Here is a 15,727-nt window from a genome sequence, read left to right on the forward strand (position 1 = left end):
CGGCCGCCAGCGCGCCGGCCCTTTTGTTTTTGGATTTTTGGGTTTTTGGGGAGTGCCGCAGCCGTGCTGACAGGAAACCTTCTTTACGCCCAGTCCGGCGGGGTGACGGCGGTGATCAACACCTCCGCCGCCGGCGTCATCGCCGAGGCGCGCCTGCACCCGGAGCGCATCGGGCGCGTCCTCGCGGCCCGCAACGGCATCCTCGGCGTGCTGCGCGAGACCCTGGTGGACACCGCCGGGCTCCACGACGCCGACCTGCGCCGCCTGCGGGCGACCCCCGGCGGCGCCTTCGGTTCCTGCCGCTTCGACCTCGACCCGGAAGAGCGCAACCCGGCCCAGTACGAGCGTCTCTTTGCCGTGCTGGCGGCCCACGACGTACGCTATTTCCTCTACAACGGCGGCAACGGCTCGATGGAGACCTGCCGCCAGATCCAGGCCGCCGCCGATGCCCGCGGCTACCCGCTCACCGTGGTCGGGGTGCCGAAGACGGTGGACAACGACATCGTCGGCACCGACTGCTGCCCGGGCTATGGTTCGGCGGCCAAATACCTGGCCACCTCGGTGCGCGAAGTCGGGCTCGACCTCGCCGCGATGACCACCGACGGCGGCCGCGCCTTCGTGCTGGAGGTGATGGGGCGCAACGCCGGCTGGCTGGCCGCCGCCTGCGGCCTCGCCGCCGACGCCGAGCACGCCGCGCCGCACCTGATCCTGCTGCCCGAGGTGGCCTTCGACGAGGCGCGCTTCCTCGAGCGGGTGCGCGAGACCGTGGCTCGCCATGGCCACTGCGCGGTCGTCGTGGCCGAGGGGCTGCGCCGGGCCGACGGGCAGATCCTGGCGATGCAGGATCGCAGCCAGAAGGGCTACGTGCAGCTCGGCGGTGCCGGCGAGGTGGTGGCCGAGCTGATCCACCGGGTCCTCGGCCACAAGGTGCATTACGCGCTGGCCGACTACCTGCAGCGTTCGGCCCGCCACCTGGCCTCCAAGGCCGACACCGCCCAGGCCTTCGCGGTCGGCAAGGCCGCGGTGCGCCGGGCCGTGGCCGGCGAGGCGGGGGTGGTCGGCATGAAGCGGCTGTCGGACCTGCCCTACCGCTGGCGCACCAACCTGCTGCCCTTCGAGGCGGTGGCCAACCTCGAACGCAAGCTGCCGCCGGAGTTCATTTCCGCCGATGGCTTCGGTATCACCGAGGCCTTCCGGCGCTGGTGCCGTCCGCTCATCAGCGGCGAGGATCTGCCGGCCTTCCGCGATGGGTTGCCGGACTATCTGCGCCTGCAGCTCCCGCTGCTGACGCCGGTGCTGCCGGCCCATGGGGGCTAGGTCCGGCCTGCTTCCGGTGCTGGCCGGCCTGGTGCTGGCCGGCCTGGTGCTGGCCGGCCCCTGCGGTGCCGAGCAGCCACCCCCCGAGGCGGCGACGGGCTACGCGCTCCAGCCGCCCGCCGAGGGTCGGCGCTTCATGGCCGTCACCGCCAACCCCCATGCCACCGCCGCGGCCGTCGAGATGCTGCGCGCCGGCGGCTCGGCGGTGGACGCGGCGATCGCGGCGCAGATGGTCCTCGGCCTCGTCGAGCCCCAGTCCTCGGGGCTCGGCGGCGGTGGCCTGATGCTGTTCTACGATGCCCGGAACGGGCGCCTGCGGGCCTGGGATGGCCGCGAGACGGCGCCGCTGGCGGCCTCGGCTCGGCAGCTCGATGACGCCGCGGGGCGCCGCCTCGACTTCGCCAGCGCGGTGCGCGATCCCCGCGCGGTCGGCACGCCCGGCCTGCTGGCGATGCTCGGGCAGGCCCACCGGGCGGCTGGCCGGCTGCCCTGGGCGCAGCTCTTCGACCCGGCGATCCGGCTGGCCGAGGCGGGTTTCCCGGTCTCCCCGCGCCTGCACGCCCTGCTGGCGCTGGAGGGTGGCTTTGCCGACCCGGCGGCCCAGGCCCTGTTCTTCGACGCCGCCGGCCGGCCGTGGCCGGTCGGGCACAGGCTGCGCAACCCGGCGCTGGCCCGCAGCCTGCGCCTCGTCGCGGCTGAGGGGCCGCGGGCCCTGTATCGCGGCGAACTGGCCGGGCTTGTGCGGGATGCGGTGCGGGGCGAACTCCCCGCCGATGAGGCCGACCGGCGCGGCCTGCTCGGCTACCCCGACCTCGCCACCTACCGACCGGTGGAGCGGGCGGCCCTGTGCCGGCCTTTCCGCAGCTACCGGGTGTGCGGGTTTCCGCCGCCGAGCTCGGGCGCCACGACGGTGCTCGCCACGCTGGGCATCTGGCGCCGGCTGCCGCCAGGGCCGGCCGGGGAGGCGGCGTTCATCCATCGCTTCGCCGAGGCGGGGCGCCTGGCCTACGCCGACCGGGCGGCCTGCGTGGGCGACCCGGCGGCCGTGGCGGTGCCGGTCGAGGCGATGCTCGATGGTCGCTACCTGGCCCGCCGGGCGCAGACCATCGGCCCCCGCGCCGGGCCGCCGCAGAGGTCGGCGGGCCGGTGCGGCGAAGGCGGCGAGGCCGACGCCGAGCGGCCGTCCACCAGCCACCTGTCCATCGTCGATGGCTTTGGCAACGGGGTGGCGCTGACCTCGTCCATCGAGGACGCCTTCGGCAACCGCCGGCTGGCGGGTGGCTTTTTCCTCAACAACCAGCTCACGGATTTTTCGGCGGAGGGCCCCAACCGGATCGCGCCGGGCAAGCGGCCGCGCAGCTCGATGGCGCCGACTGTGGTCTTCGACCGCCGGGGCCTCTACGCGCTGCTCGGTTCGCCGGGGGGCAGCCAGATTCCCAACTTCGTCTCCCAGGCGCTGATCGGTCTGCTCGACGGGCGGATGCCGCCGCAGGAGGTGGTTGCCCAGCCGCGGGTGGGCAGCCGCAACGGGCCTACCGAGGTGGAGCGGGGGCGGGTCGGGGTGGAGGTGATCGAGGCGCTCCGGGCCCGCGGCCACACGGTGCGTGAGGTGGAGATGACCAGCGGCATCGCGCTGGTGGTGCGCAGCGGCCGGGGCTGGGTGGGCGTGGCCGACCCGCGGCGGGAGGGCACGGCCGGCGGCGATTGAGCGCGCCGCCGGGTCGGGGTGCCGATTGTCGGGGCGTCAGGCGCTCAGGCCGGCACCGCCGGGTTGAGGCTGTAGGTGCCGGTGAGGCTGGCCTGGGCCAGGATGTGGCCGGCGATCGCGTCGCGCACCTGCTGGCCGGTGAAGGCGCCTTCGACCGGCACCCGCGGAATGTCGAGGGCGAACAGCGTGAACACGTAGCGGTGGCGGATGCTGTCGTTCCACGGCGGGCAGGGGCCGTCGTAGCCGAAGTAGTTGCCCTCCATCTGCGCGTCGCCGGCGAACCAGCCGGTGTAGTCGTTGATGCCGTGGCGGCTGCCGTCGGGCAGGTCGGGGCCGGGCTTGCCGTGCGGGGTCACGGCGCAGGCGTGGCTGCCGGGGGCGATGGCGGTGGTGGAGGCGGGCAGGTCCACCAGCACCCAGTGGAAGAAATCCACCCGCGGCAGCTCGGCGGGTACGCTGCGGCCTTCCTGGTTCACGTCGTCACCGCGGCTGGGCACGTCCGGGTCGTGGCAGATCAGCGCGAACGAGCGGGTGCCGGCGGGGGCGTCGGCCCACGCCAGGTGGGGGTTGAGGTTGGTGCTGAGGGCCACGTGGCCCTCCCGGGCCGGCACGCAGAAGGCGAATTCGCCGGGGATCACCGCGCCGTCCTTGAAGCTGTCGCTGCTCAATCGCATGGTCTTCTCCTTGGGATGAAGGGCAAATTCTAGCAGCCCGCCGGCGGCCTGCCGGGCGATAATGGGCGCCGTGAACTGACCGAGCAGAGAGCCGCTTCCACTCAGTCGGCCACCATCCTGTGTCCGGCCCCATAACAAAAAACATCCACGAGGGGAGGGGCGACGCGGCGGGGGCCCGAAGTCACAGGAGACACCCACATGCTGCGAGAGAACTGGAACGACGCCGGCCCGGGCTTTCATCCGGTCAGTGCGTCGGACTATCTGCCCGCCGCCCAGCTGCGCGAGCTCCAGTTGCGCCGCCTGAAGCACATCGTCGGCCGCGCCTACGCCCACGTGCCCTTGTTCCGCGAGCGCATGGACGCGCGGGGTCTGACGCCGGCCAGCATCGAATCGCTGGCCGACCTCGGGCGCCTGCCGTTCACCGTCAAGGCCGACCTGCGCGACACCTACCCGTTTGGCCTCTTCGCCAGCCCGATGTCGGAGATCGTGCGGCTGCATGCCTCGAGCGGCACCACCGGCAAGCCCATCGTGGTGGCCTACACGGCGGAGGATGTCGAGGTGTGGTCGTCGGTGATGCTGCGCACCTTTGCGGCGGCCGGCATCAGCCGCGGCGACATCGTGCAGAACGCCTTCGGCTACGGCCTGTTCACCGGCGGCCTGGGAGCCCATTACGGGCTCGAGGCGCTGGGGGCCACGGTGGTGCCGGTGTCGGGGGGCAACACCGACCGGCAGGTGATGCTGCTGCGGGATTTCCGGGTGAACGCCATCTGCGCCACGCCGAGCTACTTCCTGCACCTCATCGAACGGGCCGGCGAGCTCGGCATCGACCTGCGCGAGCTGCCGCTGCGGGCGGGCATCTTCGGCGCCGAGCCATGGACGCCGGCGATGCGGGCGCGCATCGAGGCCGACGCGGGCATCCGGGCCTTCGACATCTACGGGCTGTCCGAGATCATCGGCCCCGGCGTCGCCGCCGAATGCAGCGCCCAGGACGGCCTGCACGTGTTCGAGGACCACTTTTACCCCGAGATCATCGACCCCGAGACCGGCGCGGTGCTGCCCGACGGCGAGGAGGGCGAGCTGGTGCTGACCACCCTCTCCAAGCGCGCGATGCCGATGATCCGCTACCGCACCCGCGACATCACCCGGCTGGTCACCGAGCCCTGCGCCTGCGGCCGCAGCATCCGCCGCATGCAGCGGGTCGGCCGGCGCAGCGACGACATGATGATCATCCACGGCATCAACGTATTCCCGTCCCAGATCGAGGCGGCGCTGCTGGCCGTCGAGGGGGCCCTGCCGCACTACCGCATCGTGCTGCGCCGGGCCCACGGGCTCGACCAGATGCACGTCGAGATCGAGGTGGGCCCGGAGTTCTTCAGCGACCGGATCGGCGCGATGGAAGAGCTGCGCCGCCGCATCGCCCACTCGATCCTCAACGTCACCGGCCTCCACGTGACGGTGCGCCTCGCCGAGCCCCATTCGCTGCCGCGCAGCGAGGGCAAGGCCAGGCGGGTGTGGGACGAACGCCAGGACAGCCAGTGAGGACGCCGCCATGAAAATCAGCCAGCTCTCGACCTTCATCGAAAACCGCAGCGGCCGCCTGCACGCTGCCTGCGAGGCCCTCGCCGCCCGCGGCATCAACATCCACACTTTGTGCCTGGCCGACAGCCGGGACTTTGGCATCCTGCGGCTGATCGTCGCCGACCCGCCGGCCGGCAAGGCGGCCCTCGAGGCGGCGGGCTACGTGGCCCAGCTCACCGACGTGCTGGCGGTGGAGGTGCCCGACAGCGCCGGCGGCCTCGCCCGGGTGCTCGCCACCACCGACGAAGCGGGGCTGGACATCGAGTACATGTACGCCTTCAGCACCGCCCCCGGGCAGCAGGCGGTGGTCATCATCCGCTTCAGCGACCCCGACCGGGCGGTGGCGGAGCTGCAGCGGCGCGGCCTCAACGTGGTCGCGCCGGTGACCCTGCTGCAGGGCTGAGGGCGTTGGCGCGCTCAGGTGGCGGCGCGGCGGCGGAAGTCGCGCACCCGGAAGCCGAGGGTGAACAGGGTGGCGAAATACACCGCCATCCCGCCGACCACCAGCAGCGTCAGGCGGATCACCCGCTCGAGGCCGGAGGCGTGCAGCCACAGCGCGCTGGAGCCGGCGGTGAACCACACCGCCACGCCGAGCACCGCCAGCGCCACCAGCAGCTTCACGAAGAACAGCCCCCAGCCCGGCTGGGGCTGGTACACGCCGCGCTGGCGCAGGCCGCGGTAGAGCATGCCGGCGTTGATGCACGAGGCGAGGCCGATTGACAGCGCCAGCCCGGCGTGCTGCAGCGGGCCGATGAAGAGCAGGTTCATCAGCTGGGTTGCCGCCAGCGAGATCAGCGCGATCTTCACCGGGGTGCGGATGTCCTGGCGGGCGTAGAAGGCCGGCGCCAGCACCTTCACGAGGATCAGGCCGGCCAGGCCGACGCTGTAGGCGACCAGCGCCGTGCGGGTCTGGAACACGTCGGCGGTGGTGAAGGCGCCGTGGTGGAAGAGGGTGGCGATCAGCGGCACCGCCAGCAGCGCCAGCCCCAGCGCGGCGGGCAGGGTGATCATCAGCGTGAGGCGCAGGCCCCAGTCGAGCAGCGACGAGAACTCGGCGGGTTTCTCGTCGGCGTGCATCTTGGACAGGCTGGGCAGCAGGATCGTGCCGAGGGCCACGCCGAGCATGCCGGCCGGGAACTCCATCAGGCGGTCGGCGTAGTACAGCCACGACACGCTGCCGCTGGGCAGGAAGGACGCGAAGATGGTGTTGATCAGCAGCGAGATCTGGCTCACCGACACGCCGAGGATCGCCGGCGCCATCAGCTTGAGGATGCGCCGCACGCCGGGGTCGGAGAAATCCAGCGAGAAGCGCGGCAGCATGCCGATTCTGGCCAGCGGCCGCAGCTGCAGCAACACCTGGGCCAGCCCGCCGATGAACACCGCCCAGCCCAGCGCCAGCACCGGCGGGTCGAAGTAGGGCGCCGCCAGCAGCGCCATCGCGATGAACGACAGGTTGAGCAGCACCGGCGTGAAGGCCGGGATCGCGAAGCGGCTCCAGGTGTTGAGCACGCCGCCGGCCAGCGCCACCAGCGACATGAAGAAGATGTATGGGAAGGTGATGCGGGTGAGCTGCACCGTCAGCTCGAACTTGCCGGCGTCGGCCGAGAAGCCGGGGGCGGTGGCGTAGATGATCAGCGGCGCGGCCGCGGCGCCGAGGATGGACACCAGCAGCACGACCAGCCCCAGGCCGCTGGCCACGTGGTTCACCAGCCGGTGGGTCTCCGCCTCACCACGCTTGTTTTTATATTCGGCGAGGATGGGCACGAAAGCCTGGGAGAAGGCCCCCTCGGCAAACATCCGGCGCAGCAGGTTGGGCAGCCGGAAGGCGACGAAGAAGGCGTCGGTCTCCATGCCGGCGCCGAAGGCCCGCGCCACCACGAAATCCCGCACGAAGCCGAGGATGCGCGACAGGAGGGTCATGCCGCTGACGGTGGCGAGGGCACGGAGGAGGTTCATCGAGGCCATGGGCGACGCAGCGAAAAGCACGGGGCGTGCACTTTAGCTGCCGTTGCGCCGTGCAGCAATGCAATTTCCATGGGGCGCGTGCGGCTTTTCCGGGGCGGTGCGCGTCCCGACGGGTGATGGGGTAAAATGCGCGAAATTTTCACTCGTAAGCCCCCCGATGAAGACCACGTTCCTGGATTTTGAACAGCCCATTGCCGAACTCGAGGCGAAGATCGAAGAACTGCGCTTCGTGCAGGACGATTCGGCGGTGGATATCTCCGAAGAGATCGCCCGCCTGGAACAGAAGAACTACGGCCTTACCAAGGACATCTACGCCAAGCTGACGCCCTGGCAGTGCGCGCTGGTCGCCCGCCACCCGCAGCGGCCGTACACGCTGGACTACGTGGAGCACATCTTCACCGACTTCGAGGAGCTCCACGGCGACCGCAGCTTTGCCGACGACAAGGCGATCGTCGGTGGCCTGGCCCGCTTCAACGGCCAGCCCTGCATGGTGATCGGCCACCAGAAGGGCCGCGACACCAAGGAGAAGATCTTCCGCAACTTCGGCATGCCGCGCCCCGAGGGCTACCGCAAGGCGCTGCGCCTGATGAAGCTGGCCGAGAAGTTCGGCCTGCCGGTGTTCACCTTCATCGACACGCCGGGCGCCTACCCGGGCATCGACGCCGAGGAGCGCGGCCAGTCCGAGGCCATCGGCCACAACCTGTTCGTGATGGCCGAGCTCAAGGTGCCCATCATCTGCACGGTGATCGGCGAGGGCGGCTCCGGCGGCGCGCTGGCCATCGCGGTCGGCGACCAGCTGATGATGCTGCAGTACTCCACCTACTCGGTGATCTCCCCCGAGGGCTGCGCCTCCATCCTCTGGAAGAGCGCCGAGCGGGCCTCCGACGCGGCCGAGACGATGGGCATCACCGCCTCGCGCCTCAAGTCGCTGGGCCTCATCGACAAGGTGATCAACGAGCCCGTCGGCGGCGCCCACCGCGACCACCGGGTGATGGCCCAGAGCCTCAAGCGCGCGCTGCAGGACGCCCTGCGCCAGGTGTCCGACCTGTCGCCGTCCGAGCTGCTCGAGCGGCGCTTCGAGCGCCTGATGAGCTACGGCAAGTTCAAGGAAATTGCCGTCGATTGACCTCTCTGCGCGGGTCGCCCGCAGCTGGCACCAGCTTCCCCGGCCAGCCCGGCGGGTACGCGTCGGGCTGAGCGGCGGGCTCGATTCCACCGTTCTGCTCCATCTGCTGGCCGGCCTGCGCCAGCCCCTTTCCATCGACCTCTCGGCTGCCCATGTGCAGCACGGCCTCGTCGCCGGCTCCGAAGCCTGGGCCGGCGAGTGCCGGCGCCTGTGCGACCGCCTGGGCGTGCCCCTCGCGGTGTGCCGGGTCGAGGTGGATCGCCGGCACCCGGGCGGGCTCGAGGCTGCCGCGCGCGAGGCCCGGCGGGCGGCGCTGGCGGCCTTGGGCGACGACGCGCTGGCGCTCGCCCACCACCGGGACGACCAGGCCGAGACGGTGCTGTTCCGCGCGATCCGCGGTGCCGGCGTGCGGGGCGCGAGCGGCATGCGGCCCGTCGATCCGTCTGGCCCGGGGCCCATGATCTGGCGCCCGCTCCTCGATGTTCCTCGCGCAGACCTGCTCGCCCACGCCCGTTCCGCGGGGCTCGCGTGGGTTGACGACCCGAGCAACGCCGATTGCGGCTTCTCCCGCAACTTCCTGCGCCACGAGGTGCTGCCCCTCGTCGAATCCCGTTTTCCGGGCGCCGCGGCCGGGCTGGCCCGGATGGGCCGGCTGTGCGGCGAGGCGGCCGGAATGCTCGACGAGCTCGCCGCCCTCGATCTGGCCGCCCTGCGCCTGCCCGGTGGCCGCCTCGGACGGGTGGGCGCGCTGGGCCTGTCGTCGGCCCGCCGGCGCAACCTGATGCGCTTCCTGCTGCAGGGTGCCGGCGAGGCGATGCCCGACGAGGACCGGTTGCGGGAGATCGAACGCCAGCTCTGCAGCGAGGGCGCGGCCGAGGGGTTGCGGCTGCCGGTGGGTGGGTCAGCCTTGTGTGTATATCGCGATGCCTGGTGGCTGGCGCCGTCCCACACCCCGGAGGCACCCGCGTCCCTGGCCTGGAGCGGGGAGGCCAGCACCCCGTGGGCGGGGGGGGCGGTGGGCTGGCGCGAGGCGGTGGGGGAGGGCGTGGCGGCCTCCGTGCTCGCCGGCGGGCGCTGTGAGCTGCGCCGCCGCGCCGGGGGCGAGCGGATGCGCCTGCGTGCCGGCGGCCCGAGCCGCTCCCTCAAGAACCTGCTGCAGGAGGCCGGCGTGCCGCCCTGGCTGCGCGACAACCTGCCCCTGCTGTGGGTGGATGGCCGCCTGGCGTGGATCGCAGGGGTGGGCGTGGCGGCCGAATTCGGCTGCCGGCCGGAGGAGACCGGGCTGGTGTTCGGCTGGTCGGGCCTGGGCTGAACGCTGCGCCGGGCAGGCCCGCCCCGCGCTCAGTCCCGCGGATGGGCGAGCAGCTGCGCCAGCTCGACCGCCGAGCGGACACCCATTTTCTCGAAGACCCGCGAGCGGTGCACCTCGACGGTGCGCATCGAGATGTTGAGCTCGTCGGCGATCACCTTGTTGAACTTGCCGGCCAGCACCAGGCGCATCACCTCGTGCTCGCGCGGGGTGAGCTGGGCGATGCGGGTGGCGACGGTGGCCTGGCTGGCCTCGCTGGCCTGGCGGCGGGCGTCGGAGGCGAGGGCGCGGATGACCCGGTCCACCAGCGCGTTGTCGTCCACCGGCTTCTCGAGAAAGTCGAAGGCGCCCTTCTTGAGGGCACCCACCGCCATCGGCACGTCGCCGTGGCCGGTGAGGAAGATCACCGGCAGGGTGTTGCCCCGTTCGCGCAGGGCGTCGAAGCATTCGAGCCCGCTCATCTCGCGCATGCGGATGTCGAGCACGATGCAGCCCCGCCAGTCGGGCTGCCAGGCGGCCAGGAAGGCCTCGGCGGATTCCCAGGGCTGGCTGGCGACCTGACGGGTGCGGAACAGCCAGGTGAGGGCGTCGCGGATGGCTTCGTCGTCGTCGACGATGTGGGCGAAGGCTTGGCTCATGGGCTGGAGGCGGGAAGCGAGAAGCGGAAGATCGTACCACCGTCCGGATTGGGCTCGAAGCCGAGGCGCCCCCGGTGCAGCTCGGCGATGGAGCGGCAGATGTTGAGGCCCATGCCCATGCCTTCTTCCTTGGTGGTGAAGAAGGGGGTGAACAGCCTCTCGGCGACTTCCGCCGGGATGCCCCGGCCTCGATCGGCCACCGAGAACAGCAGCATGCCGTCCTCGGCCCGGGTGGCGAGGCGGAGGCGGCGTTCGCGCCGGGGGGTGTCGGCCATGGCGTCCATGCCGTTGCGGATGAGGTTGATGGCCACCTGCTCGATCATCACCGGGTCGGCGAGCACCGGCGGCAGGCCGTCGGCGAGCTCCACGTTGAGGCCCACCCCGCGCCGGGCCGCGTCGGCCTCGACCAGGCCCACCGCCTCGCGGATCACGCCGTTGAAGTCGACGCGCTCGAGCTTGGGCTCGCTGCGCCGCACGAAGGCGTGCACCCGCCGGATGATCTGGGCGGCGCGCTGGGCCTGCTTGCCGATCTTCTGGAGCACGCCGCTGAGCTCGTCGGGGGCGATGCTGCCGTGTTCGAGCATGTTGAGGCAGCCGGTGTTGTAGCTCGAGATGGCGGCCAGGGGCTGGTTGAGCTCGTGGGCGAGGGTGGACGCCATCTCGCCCATGGTCACGAGGCGGGCGGTGGCCTGCAGGCGTTCCTGCTGCTGGCGGGCGAGCTCCTGGGCGCGCTTCTGTTCGGTGACGTCCACCACCGAGCCCATCCAGCCGATGTGGCGGCCCCGGTCGTCGATGAGCGGGGCCTCGATCACCAGGGCGTCGAAGCGCTCGCCGTTCCTGCGCATCAGGCGCACTTCCAGCCCCTGGGGTGGCGCCTTGCCGCCGAGGATCTGCTGGTGCACGCCGCGGGTGTGTTCGATGGCTTCCGGGGCCCAGTAGGGCATCGGCGGGCGCATGCCGACCAGCTCCTCGGCGCTCCAGCCGACCATCCGGCAGAAGGCCGGGTTCACGTAGGTGATGCGCCCGTCGAGGTCGCGGGCGCGCATGCCGGTGTTGAGGGAGTCCTCCATGGCCTTGCGGAAGGCGTGCTCGCTGCTGAGGGCCTGCTCGGCGGCCTGGCGGCGCTGCATGTGGCGGCGCAGCTGCCACAGGCTCCACACGATGGCGGCGGCGAGCACCCCGAGGGAGCCCATCAGCAGCATCGGGATCCAGCGCACCTCGCTCTTGTAGGCGGTGATGACGAGGTTGAGGCCATGGCCGGGCGGCTCGAAGGGGATCTCGTAGGCCAGGGTGGCGAGGGGCGACACCTTGGACTTGGCGGCGATCTCGACGCCCAGGTTGTTGGTCACCGAGACCCGGTAGCGCTCGGAGAACCACCAGGGCACCTGCCGCGCGATGAGGGCGTTGAGGGAATACACGCCGACCACGGTGCCGAGCTGCCGTCCGCCGTCGAAGATCGGCTGGTGGACCTCGAACTGGGTCTGGTTCTCGAGCACCGCGTAGGCGTCGCTATACACCGGGCGGCCGAGGGAGCTGGCCAGCCGCAGGGCCGCGGCGGAGGGGAAGGTGCCGGCGGTCTCGCCGACCATCTCGTTGTTGGTGAAGGGCGGGGTGGCGCCCTTCACCTTGCCGTCGGCGTCGAGCCAGAGCACCCGGACGATGCCGCTCTCGGGGTCGAGGGCGCGCTTCAGGCGGGCCTGGGTGGTGGTCCCGATGCTGCCGGCGAGCAGCTCGGGGCCGAGCTGGACGAGGAGGGCGTTGTTGCGCTCGAACTGGAAGGAGAAGTTCTGCTCCATCCACAGCACGTCGGTGATCAGGGTGGCGCGCTGCTCCTCGGCGTCCTCCCGGTGGATCAGCCACAGCAGCGCCGCCATCGCGGCGATGAAGAGGGCCACCGCGGCGTAGGGCAGGCTCCAGTACCAGCTGGGCGGCGGCGGTGTGGCGGAGGGGGGCGGCAGGGCGGTGTGGGGCACGGGTGAGGGATCTCCTTGTCGTCGGCGGCATGGTGACAAAGAAGGCCGGCGCGGGCCTGAGGGCTTTCCACAATTGAGCGCCTGCCGGAGCGGGGACTACTTTGAGGGTATAAGCCGGCCCGGGTATTGGAGTCGGGCGGCTGCAGCCGGTCAAGTCCGTCGCATCAAAAAAACAAAGGAGACATCCATGAAACTTCGCACCATCCTGTTCAGCCTCGCCGCCGTCGGTTTCTGCTCGGGCGCCGTCGCCCAGGCGCCGATCGTGATCAAGTTCAGTCACGTGGTGGCTGCCGACACGCCCAAGGGCAAGGCCTCCGAGTTCTTCAAGAAGCGCGCCGAGGAGCTCGGCAAGGGCAAGGTGAAGGTGGAAGTCTACGCCAACAGCGCGCTCTACAAGGACAAGGAGGAGCTCGAGGCGCTGCAACTGGGCGCGGTGCAGATGCTGGCGCCGTCGCTGGCCAAGTTCGGCCCGCTGGGGGTGAAGGAGTTCGAGGTCTTCGACCTGCCCTACATCTTCGACGACTACACCGAGCTGCACCGGGTCACCCAGGGGCCGGTGGGCGCCGGCATCCTGAAGAAGCTGGAGCCGAAGGGCATCGTCGGCCTGGCCTACTGGGACAACGGCTTCAAGTCGTTCTCGGCCAATACCCCGATCCGCAGCCCCGCCGACCTGAAGGGCAAGAAGCTGCGCATCCAGTCGTCCAAGGTGCTCGAGGAGGAAATCCGCAGCGTCGGCGGCCTGCCCCAGGTGATGGCCTTCTCCGAGGTGTACCAGGCGCTGCAGACCGGCGTCGTCGATGGCACCGAGAACCCCCACTCCAACATGTACACCCAGAAGATGCACGAGGTGCAGAAGCACCTGACCGTGACCGACCACGGCTACCTGGGCTACGCGGTGATCGCCAACAAGAAGTTCTGGGACGGCCTGCCCTCCGACGTGCGCGGCAACCTCGAGACGGCGATGAAGGAGGCCACCGCCTACGCCAACAAGATCGCCCAGGAAGAAAACGACAAATCCCTCGAGGCGATCAGGAAGAGCGGCAAGACCCAGGTGTACGTGCCGACCAAGGACGAGAAGCTGGCCTTCAAGAAGGCGCTGGTGCCAGTCCATCAGAAGATGGAGGGGCGCATCGGCAAGGGCCTGATCGAGTCGATCTACAAGGAAACCGGCTTCGACCCCGCGAAGCTGTAATCCTGACTGCCTGAAAGACCCCTCTTGACGCAGGGTCCGCTCCGCCATCGCGGGCGGCCCTGTCACGCCGCACAGCCCTTCCGAGGTGCCAGCATGAAACTACTCGATCACCTGGAGGAGTGGATCATCACCCTCCTGATGGGCGGCGCCACGGCGATCATCTTCGTCGCGGTGGTCCATCGTTACCTCGCCGGGCTCAGCATTCCCGGCCTGCAGGACTGGCTCCTGTCCCTCAACTTCAGCTGGGCCCAGGAGCTGTGCATCATCATGTTCGTGTGGATGGCCAAGTTTGGCGCCGCCTACGGGGTGCGCACGGGCATCCACGTGGGCGTCGATGTGCTCATCAACCGCCTGTCGGATGCCGCGCGCGGTCGCTTCATCGTTTTCGGGCTGCTGGCCGGCGCGCTGTTCACCGGCATCGTCGCCACTCTGGGCGCCCATTTCGTCTGGGAGAACGGTGCCCACTATGCCTTCCTGAGCTTCACCGGCGCGGAGGTCGGCGACATCCCCGAGGGCCCGACCACCCCCGATCTCGAGTGGCCGACCTGGATCGTCTATAGCGCCATCCCGCTGGGCTCCAGCCTGATGTGCTTCCGCTTCCTGCAGGTGGCCTGGAACTTCCTGCGCACCGGCGAGCTGCCCCATCACGACCACGGCCACGTGGACGGGCTCGAGGCCGAGCAGCTGCCGGTGGATGTGGACGTGTACGGCATGGACGACAACCTGCACATGCACGATCTCAAGCACACGCCCCGCGGTGCATCGCGCGGCCCGGGCAAGGGAGGCCGCCAATGAACGCCGCGATCATCTTCGGCATCCTGCTCGTGCTGATGCTCACGGGCATGCCCATCTCGATCTCCCTCGGCCTCACGGTGCTGAGCTTCCTGTTCACCATGACCGAGGTGCCCCTCGAATCCGTGGCGCTCAAGCTGTTCACCGGCATCGAGAAGTTCGAGATCATGGCGATCCCCTTCTTCATCCTGGCCGGCAACTTCCTGACCCACGGCGGGGTGGCCAAGCGGATGATCACCTTCGCCACCTCGATGGTCGGCCACTGGTACGGCGGCCTGGGCCTGGCCGGGGTGCTGGCCTGCGCGCTGTTCGCGGCGGTGTCGGGCTCGTCGCCGGCCACGGTGGTGGCGATCGGCTCGATCCTGCTGCCGGCGATGGTGCGGGCGGGTTTCCCCAACAAGTTCGGCGCCGGCATCATCACCACCGCCGGCGCGCTGGGGATCCTGATCCCGCCGTCCATCGTGATGGTGATGTACTCGGTGGCCACCAACACCTCGGTCGGCGCGCTGTTCATGGCCGGCGTGGTGCCGGGCCTGGCCCTGGCGGCGACCCTCGGCGGCGTGACCTGGTATCGGGCGCGCAAGTTCGACTATCCGCGCCAGCCCAAGGCATCCCTCGCCGCGCGGGTCAAGGCCTTCCGCGAGTCGGTGTGGGGCCTGTTGCTGATCGTGGTGGTGATGGGCGGCATCTACACCGGCATCTTCACCCCCACCGAGGCGGCGGCGATGAGCGCGATGTATGCCTTCATCGTGGCGGTCTTTGTTTACAAGGACATGCCGCTGAAGGACGTGCCGAAGGTGCTGCTCAACTCGGCCAACATGTCGGCGATGCTGCTCTACATCATCACCAACGCGGTGCTGTTCTCCTTCATCATGACCAACGAGAACATCCCGCAGGCGCTGGCCGACTGGATGCTGGGCCACGGGCTGGGGGTGATCGCCTTCCTGCTGGCGGTGAATGTGCTGCTGCTCTTGGCCGGCAACTTCATGGAGCCGTCGAGCATCGTGCTGATCTTCGCGCCCATCCTGTTCCCGGTGGCGATGAAGCTGGGCATCGACCCGGTGCACTTCGGCATCATCATGGTGGTGAACATGGAGGTCGGCATGTGCCACCCGCCGGTTGGCCTCAACCTGTACGTGGCCTCCGGCATCACCAGGATGGGCATCACCGAGCTCACCGTGGCGGTGTGGCCGTGGCTGCTGTCCATGCTGGTGTTCCTGGGCGTGGTCACCTACTGGCCAGCGCTGTCCCTGTGGTTCCCGCGGATGCTGGGCGTGATGTGAGCCCCGCCGCCGCGGTCCGGGGCGCGTGCCGGCCGGTGCGCCCGGCCTGCGGCGGGGCATTCTTTTGCTGCGCCGCAGCTTTGTGATAAAAGATCGGGTTTTCCCGCGGCCGCGTCCGGCTGCGGGCCCTGATTGCGAGGCCTGCGTTGTCCCAGCCGTTGCCCCCGACTTC

13 protein-coding genes are annotated in these 15,727 nt (G+C 70.2%); 9 read left to right on the plus strand and 4 right to left on the minus strand.

Annotated elements, in window-relative coordinates; translation table 11 throughout:
- Positions 1-63 precede the first annotated feature (63 nt).
- A complete protein-coding gene (locus tag ACE3OU_RS04895) occupies positions 64-1,317 on the plus strand; it encodes a 6-phosphofructokinase (protein ID WP_374240423.1) in 1,254 nt (417 codons plus the stop codon).
- Positions 1,307-3,025, plus strand: coding sequence for a gamma-glutamyltransferase family protein (locus tag ACE3OU_RS04900; protein ID WP_374240424.1), 1,719 nt, complete (start codon positions 1,307-1,309; stop codon positions 3,023-3,025). Before ACE3OU_RS04895 ends, ACE3OU_RS04900 begins: the two co-directional genes overlap by 11 nt.
- 44 nt (positions 3,026-3,069) lie before the next feature.
- Here ACE3OU_RS04900 and ACE3OU_RS04905 read toward each other — a convergent pair whose 3' ends face one another.
- Entirely contained in the window at positions 3,070-3,699 is a 630-nt protein-coding gene (locus tag ACE3OU_RS04905) for a YbhB/YbcL family Raf kinase inhibitor-like protein (protein WP_374240425.1), read from the minus strand.
- A 198-nt stretch (positions 3,700-3,897) separates the two neighbouring features.
- Between ACE3OU_RS04905 and ACE3OU_RS04910 the strand changes: the two genes are divergently transcribed.
- Positions 3,898-5,238, plus strand: a complete 1,341-nt coding sequence (locus tag ACE3OU_RS04910) for a phenylacetate--CoA ligase family protein (protein ID WP_374240426.1) — start codon at positions 3,898-3,900, stop codon at positions 5,236-5,238.
- Between the two features lie 10 nt (positions 5,239-5,248).
- A complete protein-coding gene (locus ACE3OU_RS04915; protein WP_374240427.1) occupies positions 5,249-5,680 on the plus strand; it encodes an amino acid-binding protein in 432 nt (143 codons plus the stop codon).
- 14 nt (positions 5,681-5,694) lie between these two features.
- On the opposite strand, the gene murJ is transcribed toward ACE3OU_RS04915, so the two are convergent.
- A complete protein-coding gene (gene murJ / locus ACE3OU_RS04920; RefSeq protein ID WP_374240428.1) occupies positions 5,695-7,233 on the minus strand; it encodes a murein biosynthesis integral membrane protein MurJ in 1,539 nt (512 codons plus the stop codon).
- Between the two features lie 166 nt (positions 7,234-7,399).
- Here murJ and ACE3OU_RS04925 point away from each other — a divergent pair, with 166 nt between their 5' ends.
- A complete protein-coding gene (locus ACE3OU_RS04925) occupies positions 7,400-8,368 on the plus strand; it encodes an acetyl-CoA carboxylase carboxyltransferase subunit alpha (protein WP_374240429.1) in 969 nt (322 codons plus the stop codon).
- Positions 8,355-9,680, plus strand: coding sequence for a tRNA lysidine(34) synthetase TilS (tilS, locus tag ACE3OU_RS04930; RefSeq protein WP_374240430.1), 1,326 nt, complete (start codon positions 8,355-8,357; stop codon positions 9,678-9,680). The genes ACE3OU_RS04925 and tilS overlap by 14 nt, the downstream gene beginning before the upstream one ends.
- 29 nt (positions 9,681-9,709) lie before the next feature.
- On the opposite strand, the gene ACE3OU_RS04935 is transcribed toward tilS, so the two are convergent.
- Together ACE3OU_RS04935 and ACE3OU_RS04940 are read right to left on the minus strand one after the other, a co-directional pair.
- Positions 9,710-10,315 carry a response regulator transcription factor gene (locus tag ACE3OU_RS04935; RefSeq protein WP_374240431.1) on the minus strand — a complete coding sequence of 202 codons (606 nt, stop codon included), beginning with the start codon at positions 10,313-10,315 and terminating at the stop codon, positions 9,710-9,712.
- On the minus strand, positions 10,312-12,189 hold the full coding sequence (locus tag ACE3OU_RS04940; RefSeq protein WP_374240528.1) for a sensor histidine kinase: 1,878 nt from the start codon (positions 12,187-12,189) through the stop codon (positions 10,312-10,314). The genes ACE3OU_RS04935 and ACE3OU_RS04940 overlap by 4 nt, the downstream gene beginning before the upstream one ends.
- Positions 12,190-12,475: 286 nt before the next feature.
- Here ACE3OU_RS04940 and ACE3OU_RS04945 point away from each other — a divergent pair, with 286 nt between their 5' ends.
- The 3 genes from ACE3OU_RS04945 to ACE3OU_RS04955 all read left to right on the plus strand — a co-directional run bounded on the left by ACE3OU_RS04945 (position 12,476) and on the right by ACE3OU_RS04955 (position 15,555).
- Positions 12,476-13,480: a TRAP transporter substrate-binding protein gene (locus ACE3OU_RS04945; RefSeq protein WP_374240432.1), complete on the plus strand. Its 1,005-nt coding sequence runs from the start codon at positions 12,476-12,478 to the stop codon at positions 13,478-13,480.
- Between the two features lie 93 nt (positions 13,481-13,573).
- The gene (locus tag ACE3OU_RS04950; protein WP_374240433.1) at positions 13,574-14,275 is read left to right on the plus strand and encodes a TRAP transporter small permease; all 702 of its coding nucleotides are present in this window, start codon (positions 13,574-13,576) and stop codon (positions 14,273-14,275) included.
- Positions 14,272-15,555 carry a TRAP transporter large permease gene (locus ACE3OU_RS04955; RefSeq protein ID WP_374240434.1) on the plus strand — a complete coding sequence of 428 codons (1,284 nt, stop codon included), beginning with the start codon at positions 14,272-14,274 and terminating at the stop codon, positions 15,553-15,555. Before ACE3OU_RS04950 ends, ACE3OU_RS04955 begins: the two co-directional genes overlap by 4 nt.
- Positions 15,556-15,727 lie beyond the last annotated feature (172 nt).

This window comes from Zoogloea sp. (assembly GCF_041908905.1).
GTDB lineage: Bacteria > Pseudomonadota > Gammaproteobacteria > Burkholderiales > Rhodocyclaceae > Zoogloea.

Excerpts from the sequence above, each read along its gene's own strand:
- ACE3OU_RS04900 (WP_374240424.1), top strand. The coding sequence starts at position 1,307 with ATGGGGGCTAGGTCCGGCCTGCTTCCGGTGCTGGCCGGCCTGGTGCTG.
- ACE3OU_RS04905 (WP_374240425.1), bottom strand. The coding sequence starts at position 3,699 with ATGCGATTGAGCAGCGACAGCTTCAAGGACGGCGCGGTGATCCCCGGC.
- ACE3OU_RS04910 (WP_374240426.1), top strand. The coding sequence starts at position 3,898 with ATGCTGCGAGAGAACTGGAACGACGCCGGCCCGGGCTTTCATCCGGTC.
- ACE3OU_RS04915 (WP_374240427.1), top strand. The coding sequence starts at position 5,249 with ATGAAAATCAGCCAGCTCTCGACCTTCATCGAAAACCGCAGCGGCCGC.
- murJ (WP_374240428.1), bottom strand. The coding sequence starts at position 7,233 with ATGAACCTCCTCCGTGCCCTCGCCACCGTCAGCGGCATGACCCTCCTG.
- ACE3OU_RS04925 (WP_374240429.1), top strand. The coding sequence starts at position 7,400 with ATGAAGACCACGTTCCTGGATTTTGAACAGCCCATTGCCGAACTCGAG.
- ACE3OU_RS04935 (WP_374240431.1), bottom strand. The coding sequence starts at position 10,315 with ATGAGCCAAGCCTTCGCCCACATCGTCGACGACGACGAAGCCATCCGC.
- ACE3OU_RS04940 (WP_374240528.1), bottom strand. The coding sequence starts at position 12,189 with ATGGCGGCGCTGCTGTGGCTGATCCACCGGGAGGACGCCGAGGAGCAG.
- ACE3OU_RS04945 (WP_374240432.1), top strand. The coding sequence starts at position 12,476 with ATGAAACTTCGCACCATCCTGTTCAGCCTCGCCGCCGTCGGTTTCTGC.
- ACE3OU_RS04950 (WP_374240433.1), top strand. The coding sequence starts at position 13,574 with ATGAAACTACTCGATCACCTGGAGGAGTGGATCATCACCCTCCTGATG.
- ACE3OU_RS04955 (WP_374240434.1), top strand. The coding sequence starts at position 14,272 with ATGAACGCCGCGATCATCTTCGGCATCCTGCTCGTGCTGATGCTCACG.